Source organism: Mucilaginibacter sp. SJ (genome assembly GCF_028993635.1).
Lineage (GTDB): Bacteria > Bacteroidota > Bacteroidia > Sphingobacteriales > Sphingobacteriaceae > Mucilaginibacter.
Map to the genome: position 1 here is coordinate 5109463 of NZ_CP118631.1, position 18947 is coordinate 5128409.

At 43.5% G+C, this 18947-nt stretch carries 12 protein-coding genes; 7 read left to right on the forward strand and 5 right to left on the reverse strand.

What is annotated here, in order from left to right; genetic code table 11:
* Positions 1 to 22 precede the first annotated feature (22 nt).
* Positions 23 to 1213 carry a glycine C-acetyltransferase gene (gene kbl, locus MusilaSJ_RS21305; RefSeq protein WP_274986821.1) on the reverse strand — a complete coding sequence of 397 codons (1191 nt, stop codon included), beginning with the start codon at positions 1211 to 1213 and terminating at the stop codon, positions 23 to 25.
* A 130-nt stretch (positions 1214 to 1343) separates the two neighbouring features.
* Here kbl and MusilaSJ_RS21310 point away from each other — a divergent pair, with 130 nt between their 5' ends.
* The 7 genes from MusilaSJ_RS21310 (at position 1344) to MusilaSJ_RS21340 (ending at position 15081) form a co-directional block, all read left to right on the forward strand.
* Positions 1344 to 3824 (forward strand): DUF5686 and carboxypeptidase regulatory-like domain-containing protein, encoded by a 2481-nt coding sequence (locus MusilaSJ_RS21310; protein WP_274986822.1) that lies wholly within the window; start codon positions 1344 to 1346, stop codon positions 3822 to 3824.
* A 167-nt stretch (positions 3825 to 3991) separates the two neighbouring features.
* Positions 3992 to 4948: an oxygen-dependent tRNA uridine(34) hydroxylase TrhO gene (gene trhO, locus MusilaSJ_RS21315; RefSeq protein WP_274986823.1), complete on the forward strand. Its 957-nt coding sequence runs from the start codon at positions 3992 to 3994 to the stop codon at positions 4946 to 4948.
* A 102-nt stretch (positions 4949 to 5050) separates the two neighbouring features.
* Positions 5051 to 7945 (forward strand): triple tyrosine motif-containing protein, encoded by a 2895-nt coding sequence (locus MusilaSJ_RS21320; protein WP_274986824.1) that lies wholly within the window; start codon positions 5051 to 5053, stop codon positions 7943 to 7945.
* A gap of 249 nt (positions 7946 to 8194) precedes the next feature.
* Positions 8195 to 11218, forward strand: coding sequence for a SusC/RagA family TonB-linked outer membrane protein (locus MusilaSJ_RS21325; RefSeq protein WP_274986825.1), 3024 nt, complete (start codon positions 8195 to 8197; stop codon positions 11216 to 11218).
* An 11-nt stretch (positions 11219 to 11229) separates the two neighbouring features.
* Positions 11230 to 12711 (forward strand): RagB/SusD family nutrient uptake outer membrane protein, encoded by a 1482-nt coding sequence (locus tag MusilaSJ_RS21330; RefSeq protein WP_274986826.1) that lies wholly within the window; start codon positions 11230 to 11232, stop codon positions 12709 to 12711.
* Positions 12712 to 12828: 117 nt separating this feature from the next.
* Positions 12829 to 14181 carry a glucoamylase family protein gene (locus tag MusilaSJ_RS21335; protein WP_274986827.1) on the forward strand — a complete coding sequence of 451 codons (1353 nt, stop codon included), beginning with the start codon at positions 12829 to 12831 and terminating at the stop codon, positions 14179 to 14181.
* Positions 14182 to 14310: 129 nt separating this feature from the next.
* Positions 14311 to 15081 (forward strand): carboxylesterase family protein, encoded by a 771-nt coding sequence (locus MusilaSJ_RS21340; RefSeq protein WP_446725150.1) that lies wholly within the window; start codon positions 14311 to 14313, stop codon positions 15079 to 15081.
* Between the two features lie 325 nt (positions 15082 to 15406).
* On the opposite strand, the gene MusilaSJ_RS21345 is transcribed toward MusilaSJ_RS21340, so the two are convergent.
* From MusilaSJ_RS21345 to MusilaSJ_RS21360, 4 genes are all read right to left on the reverse strand, one after another.
* On the reverse strand, positions 15407 to 16549 hold the full coding sequence (locus MusilaSJ_RS21345) for a hypothetical protein (protein WP_274986829.1): 1143 nt from the start codon (positions 16547 to 16549) through the stop codon (positions 15407 to 15409).
* Positions 16550 to 16642: 93 nt separating this feature from the next.
* Positions 16643 to 16858 carry a DUF2442 domain-containing protein gene (locus MusilaSJ_RS21350; RefSeq protein ID WP_274986830.1) on the reverse strand — a complete coding sequence of 72 codons (216 nt, stop codon included), beginning with the start codon at positions 16856 to 16858 and terminating at the stop codon, positions 16643 to 16645.
* A 168-nt stretch (positions 16859 to 17026) separates the two neighbouring features.
* Positions 17027 to 17752, reverse strand: a complete 726-nt coding sequence (locus tag MusilaSJ_RS21355; protein ID WP_176622320.1) for a YebC/PmpR family DNA-binding transcriptional regulator — start codon at positions 17750 to 17752, stop codon at positions 17027 to 17029.
* Between the two features lie 144 nt (positions 17753 to 17896).
* Entirely contained in the window at positions 17897 to 18850 is a 954-nt protein-coding gene (locus MusilaSJ_RS21360; RefSeq protein WP_274986831.1) for an NAD-dependent epimerase/dehydratase family protein, read from the reverse strand.
* Positions 18851 to 18947: the final 97 nt, after the last annotated feature.

Here is an 18947-nt window from a genome sequence, read left to right on the forward strand (position 1 = left end):
AAATATAAAAAAACTACGCGTGTTATTTAAGCACCCCCAGTTCCTTCCCCACCTTAGTAAACGCCGCGATAGCTTTATCAAGGTGGTGCATATCATGCGCTGCCGAGATCTGTACCCTGATCCTTGCTTTACCCTGCGGTACAACCGGATAGTAAAAGCCTATTACATAAATACCTTCATTAAGCATTTTTGCGGCAAACTCCTGGGCCAGCTTGGCATCATATAGCATAACCGGGACTATAGGATGCACGCCGGGTTTAATGTCAAAACCAGCTTCGGTCATTTTTTGGCGGAAGTATTGGGTATTGCTTTCCAGTTTGTCGCGAAGCTCTGTGGTTTCGCTTAGCATATCCAGTACCGCAATTGAAGCACCGGTAATTGCTGGTGCCAAAGTATTAGAGAATAAATACGGGCGCGAGCGCTGGCGTAGCATATCAATAATTTCTTTACGACCAGATGTAAAACCACCCGATGCGCCACCCAAAGCTTTACCTAATGTACCGGTGATGATATCAATCCTCCCCATCACATTATGATGTTCATGCGTACCGCGGCCATTCTTGCCCATAAAACCTGAGCAATGGCTTTCATCTATCATGACCAGCGCGTTGTATTTATCGGCCAGGTCGCAGATTTTATCTAACTGGGCAATGGTGCCGTCCATACTGAAAGCGCCATCGGTAACGATGATTCGGTGACGCAGTTCCTGCGTAGCTTTTAATTTTTCTTCCAGGTCGGCCATATCATCGTGCTTGTAACGGTAGCGCTGGGCCTTGCAAAGGCGCACACCGTCAATGATCGAAGCATGGTTCAACTCGTCAGAAATTATGGCATCCTGATCATTGAATAGAGGTTCAAACACACCGCCGTTGGCATCAAACGCTGCCGCATACAGAATGGTATCTTCAGTGCCCAAAAATTCAGCTATCTTTTTTTCGAGCTCTTTGTGTATGTCCTGTGTACCACATATAAACCGTACAGACGATAAACCGTAACCATGCGTATCCATGGCATCTTTGGCGGCCTGTACTACTTTGGCATTACCCGATAGGCCGAGGTAATTATTGGCGCAAAAGTTAATTACTTCAGCACCGCCCTGAACAGTAATATCGGCGCCCTGGGGCGAAGTGATGATCCGTTCCTTTTTGTATAACCCGGCGTTTTCAATTTCGGTTAACTCCTGTTGTAAAACCGGCTTTAGTGTGTTGTACATAGCATACGTGTTTTAAAGAGGGCAAAATTAAGCATTCGCGGGCATTTGGTTGGGTTTATTAAACCTTAAATAATTATTAAGTAGATAATAAAACATTTTTAAGCTCTAAAGTATTACGCATAAGTAACATATGAGAAAATATATACTACTATTGGCCATTGCTTTAAGCGTAATAACGGCCTCCGCGCAGCAATCGCTTTTGACAGGAAAAATAACCGATAAGAATGGACAGGCCATTCCTTTTGTTTCCATTTATATCCGTAATTCCACCTATGGTACTACCGCCAACGAAAACGGAATTTACCAGTTTAAACTTGCTCCCGGTACCTATAACGTCATATATCGCTATGTTGGATATACTGAAAAGATAGAGCAGGTCACCATAACAGATCAGGATCAGGAACATAATGTACAAATGGCCGATGAAGTATTTGCCACCAACAGGGTAGCCGAAACCTATCGTAAAAACCGGGATGCTGCCGATACCATCATGAAACAAGTGCTGAAAAAGCGCAAATACTATATCGAGGAGGCCACTTCATACTCCTGTGCTGTTTATATCAAAGGAGTACAAAAATTACTGAGCGTACCTAAATCATTGTTGGGCCAGGAGGTAAGAAAAACCCTCGATTTGGATACAAACGGTAGAGGGATACTCTACCAGTCCGAATCAATATCTGAATACAATTTTCAAAAACCAAACAAAGTACGGGAGATTACTATCGCCAACCGGATGGCTGGCCAGAATACAGCATTTGGCTACAAAAAAGCATCTGATCTACAGGCTAATTTTTACCAGAATGTATTTACTATAAACGGGTTAGCTACCCGTGGCTTTGTTTCTCCGGTTGCTTCATATGGTCCCAGGTTTTATAATTACAAATTGCTTGGAACCTCAGTTGAAAATGGCCATACCGTCCACAAAATCCAGGTGATTCCGAAACGCGGGCATGGTCAGTATTTTCAGGGCGATATTTATATTGTTGACGGCGACTGGCGCATTTACAGCGTTGACCTGTTTGTTGAAAATAAAACGAGCAACCTCAATCTGGTTGATACATTAAAGATCAGGCAGCAATACGTAGCCATAACCGATAGCGTATGGATGCCTGCATCAACCCAATACAGTTTTAAAGGGGCCGTCTTCGGATTTAAATTTGGCGGATATTATGCGGCTGTTTATAATAACTATAAAATCAACCCGACATTTCCTGATAACTTTTTTACCGGTGAGATCCTGAAAATTGATACGGTAGCCAATAGTAAAAAGCCGGGCTACTGGGCCGATGCAAGGCCCATACCCTTAACCGCTTTTGAGGATCGTGATTACAAAAAAAAGGATGCCTTTGAAGAATATAAAAAGACGGATACTTATCTGGATTCGCTTCAGCATCATAAAAATCATATCAACTATCCTGGCTACCTGATTTTTGGTTATGCCGCCAGCAATAAAAGCAACAGGGATTCATTGTATATTTTTCCGTTTATACAAACCTTTTATTACAACACGGTTGAGGGCTTTGGCATTAATGCAAAGGTAAGCTATATCCGTACCATTGATGATTTTCATTCATTGACAATTACACCCGCCTTGCGTTATGGTTTCTCTAACAAAATCTTCAGCGCCAACATGGGTTTTGAGTATAAGAACGATCCTTTCCATAACGCTAAGTTTTATGCTGATTTTGGCAGCGATGTGCTTGATCTTAACAATGTAGGCACGCGTTCGTTATATTTCAACACGCTGAGTACGCTTCTGAGCGAAAATAACTATGTTAAATATTACCGAAGCCATTATGGCGATTTCGGCTATCAGCGCGAAGTGTTAAACGGCGTGTTTTTAAAAGGAGGTTTGTCGTATTCAAGCCGCTCGCAGCTTTACAATACGTCTTTTAGCAAGATAAAGGATATTAAAGATCGCCAGTTTACATCAAATAATCCATTAGCCCCTCCGGGTACTCCGGCTGATGACCATTCCTTTTTGTTTCCTGACAATCAGGCGCTTGTATTTAACGCGTCGGCTACTTTTACTTTTGATCAGCGGTACGAAACCCGGCCCACCGGCAAGTTCAACCTGCCTTCAAAATATCCAACCTTAACGGTAAACTACCGTAAAGGGTTTAAAAATATCATTGGCTCGGATGTAGATTACGATTTTGCTTCTGTCGATCTCTCGCAGGACCATATCCGCGTAGGCCTTTCGGGCTATTCATCATTTAAAGTATCGGGCGGAGGCTTTTTCAATAACAACAACCTGTACTACATGGATTATAACCACTTTTTAGGTAACCAGGGTACCACTTTTGATCCTACCTATGTAGGTAGTTTCCACTTCCTGCCTTTTTATACCTATAGTACCAACGGTGCGTTTTTAGAGGCGCATTACCAACATAACTTTGCAGGTTCAATATTTAATCATATCCCGTTGTTAAGAAAGTGGAAGCTTGAAGAAATTATCGGCGCCAACTACCTCACCACGAAAAATAACCGCAATTACCGCGAGTTTTACGTAGGCGTACAGCGCCTAATTTTCCGTGTTGACTACGGTATCTCCTACGCCGGCGATAAAAAATACATCCAGGGGTTTAGGATCTTTTATGGGATAAGATAAGGGAGTCCGGAAGTCGGAAAGTCCGCTTAAGTCCGAAAGTTTTGCTCTTGATTTAATGGTTGACTTCTTACTTACGGACTTTCTGACTTCAGACTTTCGGACTACGAACAAAGTTCGTATCTTTGCGCCGCTCATTTAACACTGTTTGCAGCAGTATCAATGATTTTATGAAAATGTATAATACCCTACTATACTATTGTTATTCGACAATAGCTAATGCGGAGCAATTTGCTGCCGATCATTTAAAATTTTGTAAAAGCTTAGGTTTAACCGGGCGCATTATTGTGGCCGATGAAGGGCTTAACGGTACAGTATCAGGTACTGCCGAAGCTTGCAAAACCTATATGGATACCGTACATGCCGACGAACGTTTTGCCGGTATCGACTTTAAAATAGATGAAGTAGATACGCCATCCTTTGTAAAAATGCATGTGCGTTATAAGTCAGAAATTGTGCACTCAGGTCTCCGTGACCCTAATGTCATCGACCCGAAACAAAAAACCGGCAAACACCTGGAGCCAAAAGAGTTTTTGGCTATGAAAGACAGGGACGATGTTGTTGTTTTGGATGTGCGCTCAAACTATGAACACTCGTTAGGCAAGTTCAAAAATGCGGTAACCCTTGATATTGAAAACTTCCGTGATTTTCCGGCAATGATCAATGAGCTGGCCAAGTACAAGGATAAAAAGATCCTGACTTATTGCACCGGTGGCATCAAATGCGAAAAAGCATCGGCCTTGTTGTTGCACGAAGGTTTCCCCGAAGTGTACCAGTTGCATGGCGGCATCATTAAATATGGTAAAGAAGCGGGCGGCGAGGATTTTGAAGGTAAATGCTATGTGTTTGATAACCGCCTTTCGGTTGATGTGAACAGCGTTAACCCTGTTGTTATTTCAACCTGCTTCAATTGCGGCAAAACCACACCAAAAATGATCAATTGCGCCAACCCCGAGTGCAACGAACATTTTACCCAGTGCGATGAATGCGGAACCGCTATGGACGGCTGCTGCAGCGATGCTTGTAAAGAGCATCCGCGTAAACGGGTTTATGATGGTACCGGGTATTATGTAAAAGTGCCTCAACCGGTAAATGTGAGTAAAAATAAACTGCAGCCAATAGCATAACAGCTGTGGCACAATTAATTATATAAGGCTTACCCTCAAGGGTAGGCTTTTTTATTTTGTCGGGTACAAACACTACTTTAGCAAATTGAGCCGCTACATCCCATGCGTAAAACCCTGTGTATTATTATCGTTCTTGTTTTTATATCAGTTTGGCCCGCGTGGTCGGTAGATATTAAGAGCGTAGGTGTTCCCTATGTTCAAAACTATACTAAGGCACTTTATCAATTTGGTAACCAAAACTGGTCGGTAACGCGCGATGAGCACGATATCATGTACTTTGGCAATGCCGAAGGCCTGCTCACCTTTGATGGTAAATATTGGCAGCAGTACCACATGCCCAATGGCTTAATTGTACGCTCAGTTAGTGCTGATGGCAGGGGCAGGGTGTATGCCGGTGGATATGGTGAATTTGGCTATTGGCATAACGATGGTAAGGGCATTTTAAAATATACCTCACTCGTTAACCTGGTACCGAAAAACTTTTTACCGGTAACCGAAGAGATCTGGAAAATATATTGCGATAACAACAGGGTGCTTTTCCAATCATTCGGGGCTATCTATATTTACTCGGCTGGTAAAATTGAAGTGTTAAAAACGCATGAGCCGTATTTGTTCCTTTTTAAATGTGGTAGCCGCTTTTTTTTAGAGCAATTAACCAAAGGGCTTTTTGAGCTTAAAGGTTCAAAGCTTGAATATATTGAAGGCAGCAATATTTTAGGTGCAAGCGGTGTGTTATCTATTTTGCCTTTTCAGCACAATAAATATCTCATCGGCACGGCAAAAAACGGTTTATTTATATACGATGGCAAAACGGTTAAGCCATGGGCCAACCAGGCTAATGATTTTTTAACAACGTATCAGCTAAATAATGGTGTCGCTATAGCAGATAAATATTTTGCATACGGTACTATCCTGAATGGCATTGTGATCATAGATACCGCAGGGCGTGTGGTACAGCATATCAATAAAGCAAGCGGTATGCAAAACAATACCGTGTTGAGCCTCTATACCGATGCAGGGCAAAACCTGTGGGCCGGGCTTGATAATGGCATCGACAGAATAGAGGTTAATTCGCCATTGTATTTTTATTTCGACAAAACAGGCAAATTTGGGACTGTTTATTCAAGTATCATTTTTGATAAAAAGATCTATCTCGGTACTAACCAGGGTTTGTTTTATAGCGATTGGCTGCCTGATAGTCATAACAGCCCATTTCAAACCTTTGATTTTAAACTTATTCCCGGCTCACAGGGGCAGGTGTGGGACTTGTCGTTACAGGATAACAGGTTGCTTTGCGGCCATAATGATGGAACATACCAGGTAAACGGAGCTTCGATAAAAAAGATCTCAGATGTAACAGGTGGCTGGACTATCAAGAAAATGGCTCCCGATGTGTTGATGCAGGGAACCTATACGGGTTTGGTTATTTACCGTAAAGATGCCGGAGGCAATTGGCAATATAGCCACAAACTGGCAGGGTTTAGTGAGCCCTCACGTTACGTAGAGCGCGATCCCAAAGGCCAGATCTGGGTAAGCCATGCCTATAAAGGCATATATAAACTCACTTTAAGTGCCGACCAGCGTACTGTAGTGTCGCATGTTTATTATGACAAAATGCATGGATTGCCGGGTAGCTACAATATCAACGTATTTGACCTGGATAACCGCATCGTATTTTCTTCCGATTCGGGCTTTTATGTTTATGATGATATCACCGACAGGTTTTATAAATATCAGCAGCTTAACAGCAAGCTGGGCACATTTGCAACCTCAAGCAAAATCATCAAGGCTATAGGTAAAAAATACTGGTTCATAAACCATGGCAGGGTTGGTTTGGCTGATATGTCTGTTCCCGGTAAGCTAACAATTGATACCAACAGGTTTTCTATCCTGAATGGGCAAATGGTACAACATTATGAAACAATCAACCGTATCAACAATTCAACCTATTTGATAAGTGTTGACGACGGGTTTGTAATCTTGAATGATGCAGATGCTCAGTTGCCCAATACGTTCAAAATACCCGGTGTACTGATCAGGAGGATAGAGAATGTTACTGATAAGGTATCGTTGATAAGCGAAGCTGCGGGAGAGAGTAACAATATTGAAGTGCCTTATGCCGAAAACAACATCCGCATAAGCTATTCTCTGCCTTATTATACACAGGCAAAAATCAGGTTTCAATATTACCTGGAAGGGTACTCGCATCAATGGAGCGAATGGACGCCGCAAAGTCAAAAAGAGTTTACTAACCTTAACCAGGGTACCTATAATTTCAAGGTACGCGCAAAAATCAATGATCAGTATCAGTCTGCTATTTCAATGATAACCTTTACAGTGTTACCGCCCTGGTATGCCGGTAAAATAGCCATGGTGTTTTATGTGTTGCTGGCTGTATTGCTGTTTTATTTGATAAGGTATTATTATGGTCTTAAATTAAAAAAACATCAGCAGCAGATTCAACAAAAGCTGCAGAAAGAGAAGGAAGAATTTTTGAAGCAGGAAGCTATTGCAAATGAGCAGCACATCATCAATATAAAGAACGAGCAGCTGCAAGCCGACCTGGCCAGTAAAAGCCGTGAACTCGCAAATTCGGCCATGAACATAGTTTACAAAAATGAGCTGCTGCAAAAGATAAGCGACGAGTTAACCCACCTGAAAGGAGAGGATGGTAAGAAACTTGCTGATGAGCAATTGCGCCGCATCCAGAAAGTAATTGATGAAGGCATGAGCGATGACCGCGACTGGAACATTTTTGAAAACAGTTTCAATGAAGCACACGAAAATTTCTTCAAAAAATTGAAGGCAGGTCACCCCGATCTGGTACCAAACGATCTTAAATTATGCGCCTACCTGCGTATGAACATGAGCAGTAAAGAAATGGCTTCACTGCTTAATATTTCATTAAGGGGCGTCGAGATCAGGCGTTACAGGCTGCGTAAAAAGCTCAATCTGGAGCATGATAAAAACCTTACCGAGTTTCTCATCGAGCTTTAACACTACATCATTACCTCTCATTGCATCATTTTGAGGCATTGGGTACTATGCAAGTTGTGTAGTAGTAAGTTTACTTTTAACTATCTGTTAAATAGATGCTTATGTTTTAGAAAAACTTTTCTTGTGAAAGTATTCTTATACAGGTGTATTAATGTTGAGTTACATTATTTGTTAAAGGCTGATTATCTGTACAGCTTTGCAAATCAATAAACCAATTATTTTTTCAATCCGTATTATTTATTAACCACTATGAAAAGAATCTTTACTATTTCAGGGTTGATGTTGTTACTGTTGTTTTGCTATGACGCGGCGTTTGCACAAAACGTTACACTAAAAGGTAAAATAACTGACGGAAAAACAGGCGAAGCTTTAATAGGTGTGTCTGTTTCAGTTAAAGGAACAACTATAGGTACCCAAACAGATGTAAATGGAGCTTTTACGCTCAAGGCCCCAGCAAACGGAACTTTATCAATAGCTTATATAGGCTATGCCACACAGGAAGTAGCCATTGGCAATCAAACAACTATTAACGTCACACTTCAACCTCAAACCAATGAGCTGCAACAGGTAGTTGTTATTGGCTACGGTACCCAACGAAAGCTTGACGTTACCGGATCGATAGCTACCGTTAAGGGTGCTGATGTTGCTAAACAGGCATCGCCAAATGCCTTGAGCGGCTTACAAGGTAAAGTATCAGGTGTACAAATCACCAACAGTGGTTCCCCGGGTAAATCGCCGGATATTACCATCCGTGGTTTAGGTACCATTTATGGTAACACAAAACCATTGTTTGTGGTTGACGGAGTTTGGTATGATGATATCAGCTTCCTTAATCCGCAGGATATTGAAAGCTTCAGCATTTTGAAAGATGCATCAAGTACTGCTATCTACGGTATCCGTGCCGCTAACGGCGTTGTTTTAATCGGCACAAAACGTGGTACAAAAGGCAAACCGGTTATTAACTATAATGGCTATGTAGGTCTTCAGGCTGTTACCAACCAGGTAAAAATGGCAAACGCCAATCAATATGCTACAGCGGTAAATGAGCTTTCAGCATTAAATGGCGGTGACCCGATATTCAGCGATCCTTCATCATACGGTAAAGGAACCGACTGGTACAAACAAATATTGCGCAAGGCATTTACCACAAACCATGAGGCTTCAATAAGTGGTGGTACCGATAAGTATACTTACAATTACTCGTTCGGTTACCTTAACCAGGATGGTTTGGCCAAAACAAATAACTATCAGCGTTATACAGTTCACTTGTCAAATGATTTTAAGCCAACTAAAAACTTAAAATTTGGTTACACCGCAAGTGCTTTGTCTGATGTATCGCGCGATGTTAACAGCGATATTTTCCACCAGTTATTTGGCGCGGCCCCTACACTACCCGTACGCAAAGCCGATGGCAGTTATGGCGATCCTAACGATTATGGCACCGGTGATGGCAACAATTATAACCCGCAGGCCACTATTGATTTCTTTAACCAGAGAACAAAAAACAAGCGTTTTACTTACAATGCTTACGGCGAGGTTACCTTCCTTAAAAACTTCAAATTTAAATCAAGCTTTGGCGGCGATATCAGCCAGAATGAAGTAAGGGCATTTACACCTGAGTATACGGCCACCCTGCGTCAGCAAAGCAATAAAACCAATCTGGATATCAACCACACCGATGTTCGTAACTGGATTTGGGAAAACACCCTTACCTATGATGTTAAAATAAAAGATCATAAAATGACAGCTTTGGTAGGTTACAGTGCGCAGAACAACCGCACCAGGCAAATAGATGGTAAGGCCGATTATGTTCCGTATGTGAAAAACGGCAGCATCAGAAGCTCATTCCCTGACACCACTAACGTAAATTTCTTTGCAACTCCGGGCAGTCAGATCCACACCCGTGCGTTATCACAATTTGCACGTGTTAACTATTCGTTCAGAGATAAATATTTATTGAATGCCTCTATTCGTCGTGATGGTGCTTCACAGTTTTATGGCGATCACACTTATGGTTACTTCCCTTCGGTTGGTGCCGGTTGGGTAATTACCAACGAGGAGTTCATGAAAGATCAGAAGGTATTCAGCAACCTGAAACTACGCGGAAGCTGGGGTAAAGTTGGTAACTCAGGCGTACCAATTAACCCTACCGTACAAGTTATCGCGACAGATCCTTACCTCACAGGTTTATTCGGCAATCCGCTTACTGTTTACCCGGGTGCAAGTATTAACTCTATTGTGCCGCCGTCTATTGTTTGGGAAAAAACAGTATCATCTGATTTTGGTATCGAAGGTGGCTTGCTTGATAACAAGTTAACTTTTGAAGCAGATTATTATAACAGGGAAACCCAGGATGCTATTTTCGCAATCCCGGTGGCTGGCTCATTGGGTACAAATAACAGCTCACTGATAGGTAACCAGGCAAGTATCCAAAACAGGGGATGGGAATTTTCATTAGGTTGGAGAGATAACCCATCTAAAGATTTCAATTACAGTATTAGCGGTAATATTGGTATCAATAATAATAAAGTACTTAATGTAGTAACCGGTCAAAACCCAATTTATGATGGTGGCGAAGGCATTGCCAACGGCGCATTAGCTACCCGCACCGTGGTTGGCCAGCCGATAGGACAGTTTTATGGCTACAAAGTAACAGGCATTTTCCAAACCGCACAGCAGGTTGCTGCTTCAAAACAACCGGGCGCGGCCCCTGGCGATTTCATTTACCAGGATACCAATAACGACGGCATATTGGATAGTCGTGACCGCGTAGCCTTAGGTAGCCCGCTGCCAAAATATAACTACGGTATAAACACATCATTCACCTACAAAAACTTCGACCTGGCGTTAGATTTTCAGGGTGTTGCGGGTGTAAGTGTTTATAACGCCAATATCGCTTACCGTTTTGGTAACGAAAACTTCACTCAGGACTTTTATGATCATCGCTGGCACGGGGCTGGTACTTCAAATACCTACCCTTCAGTAAACGTTGGTAAAAACAGCAATGCCGCCCCTAACTCATTTTATGTTGAAAGCGGTGCATACTTCAGGATGAGGAACGCGCAGCTGGGTTATACCATTCCGGGCGACTTCCTGAAGAAACTGAATATTTCAAAAGTCAGGATCTATGCAAACGCACAAAACGCCATCAACCTGTTTGGTTACAAAGGCTTCTCGCCAGAGATTGGTGGTGCTGTAGGCAGCCGTGGTATTGATGCAAGTGTGTATCCGTTATTTGCTACCTATAATTTTGGTGTTAACGTTACTTTTTAATCAATATAAAGATGAAAAATAGTACAAAATATATGCATAAGGCCATCGCTGTAGGTCTTATCGCTTCATTCATATCGTTTCAAAGCTGTAAAAAAAGCTTCTTAAATGTCGATCCGGCTCAAAATACCGCGGCAACCCAATTTTTCAAAACCCAGGATGATGCTACTAAAGCGGTTAGCGCCATGTATGCTAACCTGCGCGAGTGGAACAATATCGCTTTTGCACCTATTGCTGTAGAGAGCATGGGTTCTGACGATGTAGAAAAAGGCAGTACCGCCAGTGATGCTACCTTCTTTAATGACTATCACAAATTTACCATTACTGCGGGGGATGCCCAATTGGGTGGTTTCTGGAAAGGTCAGTACCAGAACATCAACTTTGCTAACCAGATCTTGACCAATGTGCCTGGTATTACCATGGATGAAAATTTAAAGGCAAGGTATCTGGCCGAAGCTAAGTTTATCAGGGCTTATTCATATTTTAGGTTGGTTAGGGCTTTTGGCGATGTGCCGTTGCGCTTAACCTTACCTAAAGATGCATCTGAATATAACTTACCCCGTACAGCAAAAGCACAGGTTTGGGCTGCTATTGAAACAGATTTAACTGATGCCGCTAATGTGTTGCCGCAAACCTACAGCTCGGCCGATATCGGTCATGCTACTAAAGGCGCTGCTATTGCATTGCATGCAAAAGTTGCCATGTACCTGAAAAAGTGGAGCGATGTATTGAATTATACCAACCAGGTAATGGGCATGGGCTATTTGTTGTTTCCAAATTACGAACAAATGTTCCGCACCAATCATAAAAACAACCAGGAATCTGTATTTGAAATACAGTGTGCATTGATCCCTAACAATCCGGATGCATCAAACTCACAATACTCGCAGGTACAGGGAGTACGTGGCGTTACCGGTGGTGGCTGGGGTTTTAACGTGCCAAGTCCGGAGCTGGCGGCAGCTTATGAAACCGGCGATCCGCGACGTGACGCTACCATCATTTTCAGGGGCGAAACTACGCCAGAGGGTGATAAGATCCCGGCCAGCGGAGATAACCCGATGTATAACCAAAAATCATACGTTCCTTTTAGCCTGTATGTATCAGGCTTTAATGAAGGTTGCCAGCAAAATAAAATCGTTTTACGCTATGCTGATGTATTGCTGATGAACGCTGAAGCTAATAATGAGCTTGGTAATTCTGCAGCTGCCTTAATTCCGTTAGAGCAGGTTCGCGCCCGTGCCCGTGCAGGAAACAATGCTATTTTGCCAAAAGTAATTACAACCGATCAGGCAACCCTTCGTAAAGCTATATACCAGGAAAGACGGGTTGAACTGGCTATGGAATTTGAACGTTATTTCGACGTGATCCGTCAGGGCAGGGGTACCGAGGTTTTTGGCTCACGCGGTTGGAAAGCCGGCAAAAACGAAGTATGGCCGGTGCCACAAAATGAAATTGACCTGAGCGGTGGCGCATTAACACAAAACCCTGGTTATTAATTAGCCAATAAAATACACACAGTTGATTGATGATGAGGTTGCCTTGTTGGGTTTAACGGGCAACCTCTCTTTTTTTAATGAAAACCCCATTTTTCATATTTAAACCCAAATAGCTTTATGAAAAAACTATTTATTACTCCGGTATTTATATTGACTGCCATTTGCGCCTTGGCCCAAAAGCAAACAAAAAAATCAGAAGACGGCATTAAGCCCGTAGGTATTATCAAAAACCTTACGGATAGCGCTTTGCTTGATGTGGTGCAGCGCCAAACGTTCCGTTATTTCTGGGACTTTGGTCACTCGGTGAGCGGGCTGGCCCGTGAGCGCAGTAACACTTCTTTTGATTACGGCAACGAGGTGGTAACTACCGGTGGTTCGGGATTTGGCATCATGTCGCTCATTGTGGCCGATAGTCGCAAATGGATCAGCCATGAGCAGGCAGTTGACCGTATGGTTAAGATCGTTAACTTTTTATACAAGGCCGATGCTTTTCATGGCGCTTTCCCGCACTGGTTAAATGGCGAAACCGGTAAAGTGATCCGTTTTGGCCGTAAGGATGATGGGGCTGACATTGTGGAATCGGCTTATCTTTTTCAGGGTTTATTGTGCGCGAGGCAGTATTTTAATGCCGATGATCCAAAGGAGCGCCGGATCCGCGATGTGATTAACTGGATGTGGGGCGAAATGGAATGGAGCTGGTTTACCCGTGATGGCCGCGACTACCTTTACTGGCACTGGAGCCCCAACAATGGCTGGGCCATGAATTTCCCGATCCACGGCTTTAACGAATGTTTAATAACTTATGTGCTGGCTGCATCGGCACAGCGTTACCCGGTTAGCGCCGAGGTGTACCATCGTGGTTGGGCGCAAAGCGACTTCTTTAAAAACGGGAAAACTTTTTACGGTTTTAAATTACCGCTTGGTTTTGATTATGGCGGTCCGCTATTCTTCTCGCAATATTCTTTCCTCGGCCTTAATCCTAAGGGATTAAAGGACGAGTATGCCGACTACTGGGAACAAAACAAAAATCACACCCTGATCAATCATGCTTACTGTGTTGATAATCCTAAAAAATTTAAGGGCTACGGTGAAAATTGCTGGGGACTAACTGCCAGCGATAACTTTGAGGGCTACAATGCGCATTCGCCAACCAACGACCTCGGTGTAATTACCCCAACTGCCGCGCTATCGGCATTCCCTTATACGCCGGAATATTCGATGAAAGCCTTGCGTCATTTTTATTACGACCTGGGCGATAAGATCTGGGGTGAGTATGGCTTTACCGATGCCTTCAGCGAATCGCATAACTGGTACGCCAACTCCTATTTGGCCATCGACCAGGGCCCGATCATTGTGATGATTGAAAACTACCGGACCGGTTTGCTCTGGAAACTTTTCATGAGCTGCCCCGAGGTTCAGGGTGGTTTGAAAAAACTGGGTTTTGAAAGCCCCGCTATCGTGAAAAATTAATTCGGCATAAAAAATAAACAAAAGGCCGATAAAGAGGTTAAATTTGTTTTAAAGCAACGGCGGTAATTACGTCGGTTGCAAAACAAAGAAGCATTTTAACCCATGATCAAAACAATACGAATTACAGGAATGCTAAGCTTACTCTTAGCATTCTCTTTTTTAGCCAAGTCCCAAAATTTGACCTCGTTTGACAGGGGTAGCTTTATTTTTAAAGTAGACACACTACCATACCGAATTTTATTTCCGAAGCATTTTAATCCGGGTCAAAAGTACCCTTTATTGTTTGTATTACACGGTTCGGGCGAGCGGGGAAACAATAATGAATCGCAACTGGCTTATGGGGCACAACGGTTCTTACAGGACAGCTGCAGGGAGTTATACGAGTCTATCGTTGTTTTTCCGCAATGCCCGGCAAAAAGTTATTGGAGCAATGTAAAGCAGGTTACCGATTCGGCGACCAATAAACGCAAATTTATTTTCCAGGAAAATGCGCCGCCAACAATGGCGATGATCATGCTGATGGGATTGGTTGACCAGTTTTTAGATAAGCCATTTGTTGATAAGCACAAAGTTTATGTGGGAGGCCTTAGCATGGGTGGTATGGGTACCTTCGAGATCATTGGCCGCGAGCCCAGGATATTTGCCGCAGCTTTCGCTATCTGCGGAGGCGATAATACGCTGAACGCGAAGAAATACGCCAAAAAAGTTCCGCTCTGGATTTTTCACGGTAATAATGACCCGGTAGTACCTGCCGATCATTCGCGGGTAATGGTTGATGCTATTAAAGAGGCGGGAGGCAAGCCACGGTTTACTTTATATCCAGGTGTAGGACACAATAGTTGGGACAATGCGTTCAATGAGCCTGATCTGTTGCATTGGTTGTTTTCGCATAGTAAGTAGGGAAACAGGAATGTAAATGGTTGTTATGCTCAACCCGTCAAAGCATGGTGGGTTGGGCCTCTGCGTGTCCTTCGGCAGGCTGCCCATGAAATGATTAAAATGGGTGTCATACTGAGCCCGTCGAAGTATGGCGGGCAGGCCTCTGCACACGAGTCTTCGACAGGCTCAGACTGACAAGCCCTCTTTGTCATCTAACCTTCAGGGTCCATGGATTTAATAACTCAGGATTACAGTCACCTTACACCAAATAGCATTTCACCTTCACAGATCCCGATTTTTCCCACTCAGGATAACCATATATTAGTTTGATTGGAAAAGTTATTGACTATTCTTCCTCTTCTGATTTCTTGGGAAGATTTTTGGCGTTGAAGCGTGGCTTGAACCCTAATTTAGGTGCAGGAGCTTCTGTAGCTGGTGCCTGAGGCGCTTCGGTGGGCTTATCCTCTTTCTCATCTTCTGCCGGAGCCTCATTTTCAGGCGTTTTCGGCTTCATTGCAGCTGAATTAAAGCGTGGTTTAAAGCCAAGCTTTGGTGCGGGAGGTTCAGAACCCGGTTTTACTTCTTCAATCGTTGGTTGCGGAGTCTCGGCTGATGGTTTTGCCTCTTCAACTGGTTGTTCCGATTCAGCCGGTTTAGGTTTCATCATAGCCGCGTTGAAGCGTGGCTTGAATCCCACTTTAGGGGCAGGTGCTTCGGTTACCGGCGTTTGAGGCTCTTCAGGCGGAGCATTCTCGTTTTTCTCTTCAGCAGGCGCTTCATTTTCTACCGGTTTGGGTTTTACCATACCGGCATTAAAGCGTGGTTTAAAGCCCATTTTAGGTGCCGGTGCATCCGCAGGTGGAGCTGTCGGAGTTTCTTCCTTTTTGTCTTCTGCCTGTGTTTCTGTTTCAGCTGGTTTCGGTTTTACCATGGCAGCATTGAAACGTGGTTTAAAGCCTGGCTTGGCAGGTGTCGCAGGTGTTTCTGTAGCAGGAGCCGAAGCCTCAGCTTGTTGCTCTTTTTCGTTTTCGGGTGTTGCTTCGCTTACTGTTGGCTTAGCTTTTGCCATGGTCGGGTTAAAGCGAGGCTTGAACGCTGGTTTGGGGGCAGTTTCAGGGGATGATGTTGCCGATGTTTTGGGTTCAGCTGCCTGTTGTTTAAATTCTTCAGCAGGAGCTGCAGGTTTTGGTGCGACCGGACGGAACTTCGGCGTAAAGCCAACTTTGGACGGCGTACCGGGTTCTGTCAAACTTTCGGTAATGGTTTGCTCGGCAAGCGGGTTTTGGATATGTGCTTTTTCGGTTTTAACTTCAAGCGGAACCGGGAACCGCCGCCTTAGTTTATTAAACCAGTACTTTTTGGTATGGTCGAAACTTTTTTCGCCCATCTGTTCAAAGTGATCTTTAAATTCAGAAAACAAAGCAGGTTCGCCCTGTTGCAGAGCGGCAAGATCAATTCTTTTCTTCTTTAAAAATTCTTCAAAAACCATTTGTTTAGATATGAGATGTTAGATATGAGATTTGAGATAATTGAAGGCGGATAGCCTTGTCTCATATCTCAAGTCTCATATCTCAAATCTGACTTATAGCGTTACATCCACACCCAGCTTGTTAAAACGGATGCCTTTTTCGGTTTGGCTCCAGTCTTCACGTTCCTCATCGGTAGCGTTTAATAACTGTGGAAACCATTCCAACGGGAAAGCCTGCGGCTTGCCACCATCAGTTTCCACAAAAAGAAGGCCGTTAGCAAAGGTAACCCTTACTTTTTTTTCTCCTTTACGTGTGTTGAATAGTGGCATGATGTTTCTTCTTTATGTCATTGCGAGGAGGAACGACGAAGCAATCGCATGCTGTACAGAGCGATGATGCTTCTGTGCGATTGCCACGCCATCGCTCGCAATGACATGGTGTTTATTGTTTGAGTGGAACTAAATCCGAAATCGAAATTCTCAAATCCGATATCAGAATTATTCCGCCATATTATGGTAAACAGCCTGCACGTCGTCGTCTTCTTCCAAACGGTCAATCAGTTTCATAATTTCAGGCACCTGATCTTCGCTGACAGTGTGGAATGATTGCGGAATGCGTTCCAGTTTGGCCGATTTTACTTCGATACCCATTTCTTCCAACGCTTTCTGCATTTTACCAAAATCTTCAAAAGCTGTATGGATTACCGCAATATCGTTGCCATTTTCATCGGCTTCAACAAATATTTCTTCCAACCCTGCGTCTATCAATTCAAGTTCAAGCTCTTCCAGGTCGCGGTCGCCCGGTTCAAAAGTAAAAACTGATTTACGGGTGAAGATAAAATCAAGAGATCCAGTTTTACCTAAGGAACCTCCATATTTGGTAAAGTAGCTGCGCACGTTAGCTACGGTACGATTTGTATTATCTGTAGCGGTTTCAACCAACACAGCAACACCATAAGGTGCGTAACCTTCGTAAACAAGCTCTTCATAATCTTTTTCGTCGCGGCTGCTGGCGCGTTTAATGGCGGCTTCAACACGGTCTTTAGGCATGTTTACAGCCTTGGCGTTTTGTACCGCGGTACGTAAGCGTGAGTTGGTGTTAACATCGCCGCCGCCGGCTTTTACAGCCATTACAATTTCCTTACCTAAACGGGTAAACTGCACTGCCATTTTGGCCCAGCGCTTAAACTTTCTTTCTTTGCGGAATTCAAATGCTCTTCCCATGTTTTTTTAGTTCATTGTTCATGGTTGATAGTGATAGATCAACCTTGTTGTATTACAAAGCTTTGCCCTATAAAGACAAGGCGGTAAATATAATATTTGTTTATATAATGACGGATAAAAACCTTTATCCTTTCGCCTTTAACCTTAAATTATCGTTTTCAAATTGGTCAACATGTCGGCCACCATTTTTGGTAAGTCATATTCCAGTTTCCAGCCCCAGTCGTTTTGCGCGTAGCTGTCGTCTATTGACTTTGGCCAGCTATTGGCGATGGCTTGTCGCGGATCGTTATTACTGTAACTGATTTCAAATTTAGGGATCAGTTTTTTGATCTCTGCTGCCAGTTGCTCGGGTGTAAAGCTAATGCCAGCCAGGTTATATGATGAGCGGATACTGATATGTTCGGCAGGTGCATCCATTAAACTAATGGTAGCCCTGATGGCATCGTCCATGTACATCATGGGTAGGGCGGTACCTTCAGCAAGGAAACTTTCATAGCTTCCGGTTTTTAATGCCTGATGAAATATATGTACGGCATAATCGGTAGTGCCGCCGCCGGGGTTAGCTTTCCAGCCTATTAAGCCAGGATAGCGGATGCTGCGCACATCAAGACCGTATTTATTAAAATAGTATTCGCACCAGCGCTCGCCGGCCAATTTACTAAAACCATAAACCGTGTTAGGGTCCATCACGCAATACTGCGGCGTGTTATGCTGTGGTGAATGCGGCCCGAAAACCGCTATAGAACTTGGCCAAAAAACTTTACTTACTTTAAACTCAACCGCAAAATCAAGCACATGCAGCAAACCGGTCATATTCAGGTCCCAGGCCATTTTGGGTTTTTGCTCGCCTACTGCCGAAAGAATGGCCGCCAGCAAGTAAACCTGCGTGGGACGGTGTTTATCAAATATGTGGTGCAGGTTGTCTTTATCAAGTACATTGATCAATTCAAATGGTCCGCTGCTACCACGCATAGCATAGGTGGGGCTATTAATATCCGAAGCTACAACTGCATCGGCCCCGTGTATATTTCTCAAAGCCATTACCAGTTCGGTGCCGATCTGGCCATTGGCGCCTATCACTAAGATCTTTTCGCTCATGCAATTTTGACTTTACCGCGCAAAGGTAGGGTTTTTAGGTGAGTGGAAGTGAGTCCGAAAGTCAGATGTCCGAAAGTCTGGAAGTCCAAGCCAATTT

Coding starts and splice junctions, on each gene's coding strand:
- trhO (WP_274986823.1), top strand. CDS start 3,992: ATGAAAATGTATAATACCCTACTATACTATTGTTATTCGACAATAGCT.
- MusilaSJ_RS21360 (WP_274986831.1), bottom strand. CDS start 18,850: ATGAGCGAAAAGATCTTAGTGATAGGCGCCAATGGCCAGATCGGCACC.
- MusilaSJ_RS21310 (WP_274986822.1), top strand. CDS start 1,344: ATGAGAAAATATATACTACTATTGGCCATTGCTTTAAGCGTAATAACG.
- MusilaSJ_RS21335 (WP_274986827.1), top strand. CDS start 12,829: ATGAAAAAACTATTTATTACTCCGGTATTTATATTGACTGCCATTTGC.
- MusilaSJ_RS21355 (WP_176622320.1), bottom strand. CDS start 17,752: ATGGGAAGAGCATTTGAATTCCGCAAAGAAAGAAAGTTTAAGCGCTGG.
- kbl (WP_274986821.1), bottom strand. CDS start 1,213: ATGTACAACACACTAAAGCCGGTTTTACAACAGGAGTTAACCGAAATT.
- MusilaSJ_RS21330 (WP_274986826.1), top strand. CDS start 11,230: ATGAAAAATAGTACAAAATATATGCATAAGGCCATCGCTGTAGGTCTT.
- MusilaSJ_RS21350 (WP_274986830.1), bottom strand. CDS start 16,858: ATGCCACTATTCAACACACGTAAAGGAGAAAAAAAAGTAAGGGTTACC.
- MusilaSJ_RS21325 (WP_274986825.1), top strand. CDS start 8,195: ATGAAAAGAATCTTTACTATTTCAGGGTTGATGTTGTTACTGTTGTTT.
- MusilaSJ_RS21345 (WP_274986829.1), bottom strand. CDS start 16,549: ATGGTTTTTGAAGAATTTTTAAAGAAGAAAAGAATTGATCTTGCCGCT.
- MusilaSJ_RS21340 (WP_446725150.1), top strand. CDS start 14,311: ATGCTAAGCTTACTCTTAGCATTCTCTTTTTTAGCCAAGTCCCAAAAT.
- MusilaSJ_RS21320 (WP_274986824.1), top strand. CDS start 5,051: ATGCGTAAAACCCTGTGTATTATTATCGTTCTTGTTTTTATATCAGTT.